This is a genomic window from Streptomyces sp. SID1328 (assembly GCF_009865595.1).
GTDB classification, from domain to species: Bacteria; Actinomycetota; Actinomycetes; order Streptomycetales; family Streptomycetaceae; genus Streptomyces; species Streptomyces griseoluteus.
The window spans coordinates 1-7,555 of the sequence record NZ_WWKH01000734.1 but is presented as its reverse complement, the minus strand read 5'-3'; the positions used below and the strand labels follow the sequence as shown (position 1 = coordinate 7,555).

Genomic DNA, 7,555 nt, shown 5'->3' with positions numbered 1-7,555 from the left:
CCTCACTACCCTGGACCCCTCAGCCGTCGGCAGACACTCGCTGGAGGACGTACGCATGGCAGACCGCAGGCCCATCGAGTCATGGCTCACCGACATGGACGGCGTTCTGATCCATGAGGGAGTGCCCATTCCGGGTGCCGACGCGTTTCTGAAGAAGCTGCGGGAGGCCGAGCGGCCGTTCCTGGTGCTGACGAACAACTCCATCTACACGGCCAGGGACCTGCACGCCCGACTGAAGCGGCTGGGCCTGGACGTGCCGGTGGAGAACATCTGGACGTCCGCGATGGCCACCGCCCAGTTCGTGGACGAGCAGCGGCCCGGCGGCAGCGCGTATGTCATCGGCGAGGCCGGGCTGACCACCGCGCTGCACGACGTGGGCTACATCCTCACCGACCACGACCCGGACTTCGTGATCCTGGGCGAGACCCGGACGTACAGCTTCGAGGCCATGACCAAGGCCGTCCGGCTGATCAACGGCGGCGCGAGGTTTCTCGCCACCAACCCGGACAACGTCGGCCCCTCCACCGAGGGCGCGCTGCCCGCCACCGGCTCGGTCGCCGCGCTGATCACCGCCGCGACGAAGAAGAAGCCGTACTTCATCGGCAAGCCCAACCCGCTGATGATGCGGGCCGGTCTCAATGTGCTCGGAGCCCACTCCGAGACCTCCGCGATGATCGGTGACCGCATGGACACCGACGTACTCGCGGGACTGGAGGCCGGGATGCGGACCTTCCTGGTGCTCACCGGCGTCACCCAGGCGGCCGAGATCGACCGCTACCCGTTCCGCCCGTCCAAGGTCGTCGACTCCATCGCGGACCTCGTAGACCTCGTCTGAGCTGGGACGAGACCGAGCGCCTCAAACCCGGTCCACCCGTACGGAGCAATCGGACGCCCTGTCCGGATGCGGGTGCGCACCGGACGGGGGAACCTCCCACTATCTGGAGGTTCACGATGGGCTCACTTCGCCTCACTCTCTGTTCCGGAATCATCGCCGCCACCGCGTTCACCCCGGCGGTCGCCCACGCGGCGGACGGTGGCGGCGCGCACGGCACCGGCGGGCTCACCGTGGCCCCGTCGGTCCCGCTGCCCGGCACCGACGTGTCGCTGCGGGTGCGCGGCTGCACGGCGTCGCAGGGCACGGCGGTCTCCAGCGCGTTCGTCTCGGACGCCCGGCTGACCGGCGGCCAGGGCGACCTGTCCGGGCAGACCCGGGTGCGCACCTCCCTCAAGGCGGGTGCGTACGACGTGCGGATCACCTGCGCCGACTACTCGTTCACCGGCCGGATCAACGTCGACGAGGCCGTGCCGGGCACCCGCCCCGACGCGGGCTCCGGCTTGGAGCCGGACACCGGCCCCTCTCCGGTCGCCCCGGTGCACGCGGGCGGCGGCGGTACGGCCTCGGGGGCGGACACCAGCACCCTGTTCGCCACCGTGGCCCCCACCGGCTCAGGACCCGGCGCAGCCCAGGCCCTGACGGGCCTGGCCCTCGCCGGCTGCGCGGCGGTCACGGTCGGGGCGCTCCGGTCCCGCCGGAGCCGGAACGACGGCTGAGGGGCGCCGGGATGGCCGAGGAGCAGGGACGCGCCACCGGCCGGATGGTCACGGCCGTGGCCTGGGCCGTGCTGCTGCTCGGGCTCTGGCTCTGGGGCCGTGAGGTGACCAGGCTGCCGGACAGCCCGGCCGGGACCACGCACGGTGGCATCGCCGGACTCGGCGACATCACCCTGCCCGCCCCGGCGACCCCCCTGCCCGACTCCGCCCCGCAGCGCGTCGACATCCCGCAGCTCGCCATCCAGGCACCGGTGGTGAAGCGCGGGCTGGACAGCCGGGGCGGCATCGACCCGCCGCCCTTCGACCAGCCGGGGGTGGTCGGCTGGTACGGCGCCGGAACCGCACCCGGCGCGGACGGCACCGCGCTGCTGGTCGGCCACGTCGACACCGAGACCCGGCCCGCCGTCTTCTACCGGCTCAGCACCCTCGAACCCGGCGAGACCGTCCGGGTGGTCCGCGCGGACGGCAAGGTCGCCCGCTTCACCATCGACGACGTCGAGGTGCTCCCAGCCGACCACTTCGACGCCGCCCGCGCCTACGGCACCCGCCACCCCGGCCGCGCCGAACTCCGCCTGATCACCTGCGGCGGCACCTACGACCGCACCACCCGCGCCTACACGGCCAATGTCGTCGTCTCCGCGTACCTCACCGGTACGGAAGCCTGAACACCCCCGGCAATCAAGGGCGTTGGCTTCCACGTCTGGCCATGTCCGGCACGGCCGGTATGCCACGATTGGCCCTCCGGAGCGAATGCGCCCAGGGGGGAAAGGCATGGACGGGAAATGGGGGACCCGCGCGTTGGTGGTGCTGCTGGGGGCGGCACTGCTGACGGCCGGGTGTTCATCGGGGGACGGCGCCGGGGGAACGCCGGCCGGTACCCGAGGGCCGGGGAACCCCTACTGGGTCAACCCCGACGGCAACGCCGCCCGCCAGGTCGCCGCCTACGAGAAGGCCGGCCGGAGGGCCGAGGCCGCGCGGATACGGCGGATCGCCGAGCAGCCCGTGGGGGAGTGGCTCGGCCCGGAGAACCCGGAGGGGGAGGCGCGGGGGTACACCGAGGCCGCCGCCAAGTCCGGCCGTACCGCCCTGCTGGTCCTCTACAACATCCCGCACCGCGACTGCGGCCAGTACTCGCAGGGGGGCGCGGCCGACGGAGCCGCGTACCGGGCCTGGGTCGACGGGGTCGCGCGCGGCATCGGGGACCGCGCCGCCACCGTCGTCCTCGAACCGGACGCCCTGCTCCACCTGGTGGACGGCTGCACCCCGAAGGAGTTCCAGGAGGAGCGCTACGACCTCCTGCGGGGCGCGGTCACCCGACTCGCGGCCCTGAAGCACACCAGCGTCTACCTGGATGCGGGCAACGCGGGCTGGGGTCACCCCGACCAGATCCACGCTCCGCTGAAGTCGGCGGGAGTGGAGGACGCCGACGGCTTCGCCGTCAACGTCTCCAACTTCTACTCCACCGCGGACTCCGTCGCCTACGGCAGACGCCTCTCGGCCAAGGTGGGCGGCAAACACTTCGTCATCGACACCAGCCGCAACGGCAACGGCCCCTACACCCAGGGCGCCCCCGGGGAACGCTGGTGCAACCCACCGGGCCGGGCCCTGGGCGACCCCCCGACCACCAGGACAGCGGACCCCCTGGTCGACGCCTACCTGTGGGTCAAACGCCCGGGAGAGTCGGACGGCGAGTGCAGAGGAGGCCCGAAGGCGGGAGCCTGGTGGCCGGAGTACGCCCTGAAGCTGACCGAGGACTAGGGGACCCGCACCCACCGGGCCTTGGAAGGCGTCCCCTGGTCGTCGTCCACGAACAGCATGTACCACCCCGCCTGCACCAGATTCCGGTTGGCCGGCACCCGCACCGTCACCCGGTCCCCGGCCACACTGAACCCCAACGCGATGGACCGCTGATCCACATCCGTCACATGCGTGGCCGCACTCGGCCGGATCAACCGCACCTTCCGGATGCTCGAAGCGTGCGGGGAGACGAACGTCCCCGACCCGCCCCGCACGAGCCGCTCGGGCCCCGCCCCCAGCGACGGCCGCGACCCCCGGTACAGATAAGGCGGCGTATAGATCTCGATCCGCTGCTCGAAGCTCCCCGGCCGGGTGTTCGCGCGGTCCCCGTACAGCGGGTCGGAGCCGAAGAACATCACCCGCCCGTCCGGCAGCAGAATGGACCCGGAGTGATAGTTCCGCCCCACCAGCGGATCGGCGACCCGAGTGAAACGGCCGCTGTCCGGGTGGTAGATCCGCGCCTGGAGGATGTCCGAGTCACCCCGCCCCCGGTAGTCCTCCGAACCCCCCGACACCAGCACGGTGTCGTCGGGCAGCACCGAGGCCTGCGGATACCGGGTCCCCTTCTCCAGCGAGGGCCCGTCCACGAACCGGGGTTCAGGTGCCCTGAGGTCGATCAGCCGGGTCTTCCTGCTGGCCAGCCCGGACTCCCCGACCCCGCCCCCGCCGATCACCAAATAACGCTCGTCCTGCGCCGGAGGCAACAGCACGGTGCCCGAGGTCTCCAGCCGGTCGGGATCGCTCATCCCCGGCAGCTCGGTGAACCGATTCGTGCCCACGTCCCAGACGCCCGGCTTCCGGCCCACGTCGTCGGGCCCGTACCCCGCGTTGGAGCCCGAGTAGAAGACCTTGCCGTTCTGCGTCAGGAACAGCGCCGGGTAGGTCGGGAACTGCCGGACCTTCGGCGTGTACGCCCACTTCTTCGTCGCCGGGTCGAACACCTCGTTCTTGCCCGGCACCAACTGCCCGATGTCGTCCAGCCCGGAGACGCCGAGGACCTTGCCGTCCGACAGCGTGGTGAGCGTCGGGTACCAGCGGGCCTCGTTCATCGGGTCGACCTTGATGTACCGCTCGGCCACCGGATCGAACTCGAAGGCGTCGCGGATGCCCTGGAAGTCCTTCTTGTCGAGCGCGAGCTTCTGCGCGATGCCGTACGTGTTGCGCGCCTCGGCGCCGGTGAGCCCGCGCACCCGGTAGTTGTCCTGGGTGCCGGTCTCGTACCTCGTGCCGCTGCGCTGGGCCTCGACGTAGATCCGGCCGAGGCCGGGGTCGTTGCGCAGGAAGCGGCCCGCGCGGTCGAAGACCTTCTTCGCGCGCGGGACGAGGACCGGGTCCTTGGACACGAAGGTGCGGCCGTTGCTCCGCCCGGTGAACCGGGTGCCGGCGGGCAGCGTGACGGGGCGGTCCGGGTTCTCGTTGTGGACGATCATCAGGCCGCCCGCCTTGGTGACATCGCCCTTGAGCTTCTCGTACCGCTTGGTGCCGCCCGCGATCAGCAGACGGCCGTCGGCCAGTTGGGTGTGGCCGGTGCAGAAGAGGTCCTTGGGCGTGGGGATCTTCTTGACCGTGCCCCTGACCGGGTCCCAGAGCCGGGTGTCGAACTTCTTGGCGTCGAAGTTCTCCTGCTTGTTGCCCGACCCCGCCACCAGCAGCACCTTGCCGGTACGCAGCAGCGCCGCGTGGATGGTGTCCTGGCGGTACTCCTCGGGGAACTCCACGATCTCCCAGTGGCCGTTGGCGGCCTTGTACTCCGGCTTGCCGATCTCGTACTGGTGGTACCGCTCGGTGCCGAAGCGGTAGAGCCAGGGGCCGTTCATCCCGGCCAGCGCGAGGACCACCACGGCGCCCGTCCCCAGTCGGCGGGCGCGGCGGCGGCCGGTGAGGTCCCTCATTCGTCCCGTCCCCCCAGCCCGCCGACGGCGATCCGCAGGGTCTGCTCGCTGTCACGGGCCGTGCGCTGCACCGGGACCCGCGGCGCGGGCAGCGGTTCCGGTACCGGCTCGGCGGCCGCGCCCGGCACGCGCTCACCCCGCAGCGACCACCCCCACACGAGGATGGGTGAAGCCGTGATCAGCAGGGCGAAAACCGCCCAGATGATCATCGCCGGGTGGGCGTGGTCCAGCGCGAAGCCCGCGGTCAGCGAGCCCGCGAAGACCGCGATGAAGAACCAGTGGATGCGGAACGTCCCGAACAGCGTGTCCGGGCTGGCCGAGTCGCCCTTGGGGGTCACCACGAAGCCGCTCCTGCGGCGCAGTACCGCGTCCAGCAGTGAGCGGGCGTACACCGGCGCGGAGAGCGCCGACATCATCATGCCCGCGATCCCGCCGGACCCCTCCGGCTCGTGCGGGGAGACGTTGTGCCGCCGGTTCCAGAGGTACAGGCCGATCTGGAGCGCGGAGGCGTTGCCGTACAGCATCAGCCAGACGGTCGGGTCGATGTTCACGCCCGAGGCGCCCAGGCCCAGGAAGAGCGCGCAACTCAGGGCGGCGAGAATCCAGTTGAGGGCGGACATCGGGTAGAACACGATCATCATCGTGTAGTTGAAGAGCTTGCCCGGCGGCAGAGTGGCGAAGCCCTTCCAGTACTGCTTGAGGATCGTCTCGTACGTCCCCCGTGACCAGCGGAGTTGCTGGGTGAAGAAGTCGGTCCAGGCGTTCGGGCCCTCGCCCACCGCGAGCACGTCCGGGGTGTACACCGACCGCCACTTGCGGCCGGTGGCCGGGTTGGTCGCCCGGTGCATCTCGAAGCCGGTCGCCATGTCCTCGGTGATCGAGTCGTACAGCCCGCCGATCTGCCTGAGCGCGCCGATCCGCACCGCGTTGGAGGTGCCGACGAACATCGGGGCGCCGTAGCGGTTCCCGGCGCGCTGGATCAGGGCGTGGAAGAGGAACTGCTGCGACTCGGCGGCCTTGGTGACGAACGTGTCGTAGTTGCCGTACACCTGCGGGCCGATGACGAAGCCGACGTCCGGGTCGCGGAAGTAACCGAGCATCCGCTCCAGGTAGTTGGGGAGCGGGACGTGGTCGGTGTCGACGGAGGCGAAGAAGTCGTAGGCGTCGCCGTGCGCGTCCAGCCAGGCGTTGTAGTTGCCGTGCTTGGTCTTCGCGCGGTGCGGGCCCGAGGGCTGGTTCCACTTCGCCACGCCCTTGCGGCTGAAGTGGCGGACGCCGAGCCGGGCGCAGACCTCCTTGACGGCCGGGTCGTCGCCCTCGTCCAGCAGCCAGACGTGGAGCAGGCCCCGGTGCCGCAGCCGGACGGCCGCCTCCAGGGTGCGGGTGACCATCTCCAGCGGCTCCTTGCCGGGCACGAAGGAGGTCAGGAAGGCCACGCGGGTCCCGGCCTCGGGCACCACCGGCACCGGGTCGCGGGCGACGAGGGTGGCGTGCGCGTTGGACAGCACGTTCAGACAGCGGAAGAACTCGATCAGGCCGATCGAGACCAGCATCAGGGTGTCCAGCGCGGGCAGGAAGCCGTAGGCCGGGTAGTCGCGTTCGGTCCAGTGCTCCGGCCGGAGCAGCCAGCCCAGCAGGACGAGCGAGAGCAGCGGGGCGGCGCCCAGCATGAGTGCGGCCCGCATCCGGTGCGGCTCCTGCGAGAGCAGCGAGCGGTAGCGCACGGTGTACGGCCGGTCGACGGGCGGCTCGGTGAGCGGGCCGGCGAGGCGGCTGTAGTGCTCGTAGTCGTATCGCGGCAGGCTCCTCGCGGCCCGGCCGGGCCGGTGCGCGACGGTTCCGGGTCTGGTGGTGCGTGACGGATCATCCGTCATGAGTCATCCCCCCACACGCGCGGGTCGGCGCGTGTTTCGTCAGTCCTTCCGCCCGCGACGGACCTCCCCAGGCCGGCGCGGGCGACTTCATGGCATGCGACCGTGACCACGCCCTGACTCACCGTGAGCAGGGCAGGGAACGGCGATGCTCCGGTCGCGGCGCGAGATGGCCCCCCTGGGCGCGGTGCGCGACCGGTACTTCCCCCCAACTGCCGTGTTTCCACGGCATCGCGGACAACAGGGTTCTACGCCGACGAGCATGATCGCAAGATGCGAAACCTGTTGTTTACCGGTCAAAACCGTTCATTGCGGTGAGCGGAAACGCAAGCAGGCCCCCCGTTCGCACGGGGGGCCTGCCTGTTGTCTGTGCGCCGCCAGGGACTCGAACCCCGGACCCGCTGATTAAGAGTCAGCTGCTCTAACCAACTGAGCTAGCGGCGC

The 7,555-nt window shown here is 70.8% G+C and carries 6 protein-coding genes and 1 tRNA gene; 4 read left to right on the top strand and 3 right to left on the bottom strand.

What is annotated here, in order from left to right; all coding sequences use genetic code 11:
• Positions 1-55 precede the first annotated feature (55 nt).
• The 4 genes from GT030_RS23675 to GT030_RS23660 all read left to right on the top strand — a co-directional run bounded on the left by GT030_RS23675 (position 56) and on the right by GT030_RS23660 (position 3,309).
• On the top strand, positions 56-835 hold the full coding sequence (locus GT030_RS23675) for an HAD-IIA family hydrolase (protein WP_161202825.1): 780 nt from the start codon (positions 56-58) through the stop codon (positions 833-835).
• A gap of 116 nt (positions 836-951) precedes the next feature.
• The gene (locus GT030_RS23670; protein ID WP_202460481.1) at positions 952-1,551 is read left to right on the top strand and encodes a hypothetical protein; all 600 of its coding nucleotides are present in this window, start codon (positions 952-954) and stop codon (positions 1,549-1,551) included.
• A gap of 11 nt (positions 1,552-1,562) precedes the next feature.
• Entirely contained in the window at positions 1,563-2,216 is a 654-nt protein-coding gene (locus GT030_RS23665) for a class F sortase (RefSeq protein ID WP_161202824.1), read from the top strand.
• A 106-nt stretch (positions 2,217-2,322) separates the two neighbouring features.
• Positions 2,323-3,309: a glycoside hydrolase family 6 protein gene (locus GT030_RS23660; RefSeq protein ID WP_202460480.1), complete on the top strand. Its 987-nt coding sequence runs from the start codon at positions 2,323-2,325 to the stop codon at positions 3,307-3,309.
• Here GT030_RS23660 and GT030_RS23655 read toward each other — a convergent pair.
• From GT030_RS23655 to GT030_RS23645, 3 genes are all read right to left on the bottom strand, one after another.
• Positions 3,306-5,240 (bottom strand): kelch motif-containing protein, encoded by a 1,935-nt coding sequence (locus tag GT030_RS23655; protein ID WP_161202822.1) that lies wholly within the window; start codon positions 5,238-5,240, stop codon positions 3,306-3,308. The genes GT030_RS23660 and GT030_RS23655 overlap by 4 nt on opposite strands.
• Positions 5,237-7,114 carry a cellulose synthase catalytic subunit gene (locus GT030_RS23650; RefSeq protein WP_161202821.1) on the bottom strand — a complete coding sequence of 626 codons (1,878 nt, stop codon included), beginning with the start codon at positions 7,112-7,114 and terminating at the stop codon, positions 5,237-5,239. Before GT030_RS23650 ends, GT030_RS23655 begins: the two co-directional genes overlap by 4 nt.
• A gap of 367 nt (positions 7,115-7,481) precedes the next feature.
• Positions 7,482-7,555: transfer RNA gene (locus GT030_RS23645), tRNA-Lys, on the bottom strand.

Excerpts from the sequence above, each read along its gene's own strand:
- GT030_RS23655 (WP_161202822.1), bottom strand. The coding sequence starts at position 5,240 with ATGAGGGACCTCACCGGCCGCCGCCGCGCCCGCCGACTGGGGACGGGC.
- GT030_RS23665 (WP_161202824.1), top strand. The coding sequence starts at position 1,563 with ATGGCCGAGGAGCAGGGACGCGCCACCGGCCGGATGGTCACGGCCGTG.
- GT030_RS23675 (WP_161202825.1), top strand. The coding sequence starts at position 56 with ATGGCAGACCGCAGGCCCATCGAGTCATGGCTCACCGACATGGACGGC.
- GT030_RS23670 (WP_202460481.1), top strand. The coding sequence starts at position 952 with ATGGGCTCACTTCGCCTCACTCTCTGTTCCGGAATCATCGCCGCCACC.
- GT030_RS23650 (WP_161202821.1), bottom strand. The coding sequence starts at position 7,114 with ATGACGGATGATCCGTCACGCACCACCAGACCCGGAACCGTCGCGCAC.
- GT030_RS23660 (WP_202460480.1), top strand. The coding sequence starts at position 2,323 with ATGGACGGGAAATGGGGGACCCGCGCGTTGGTGGTGCTGCTGGGGGCG.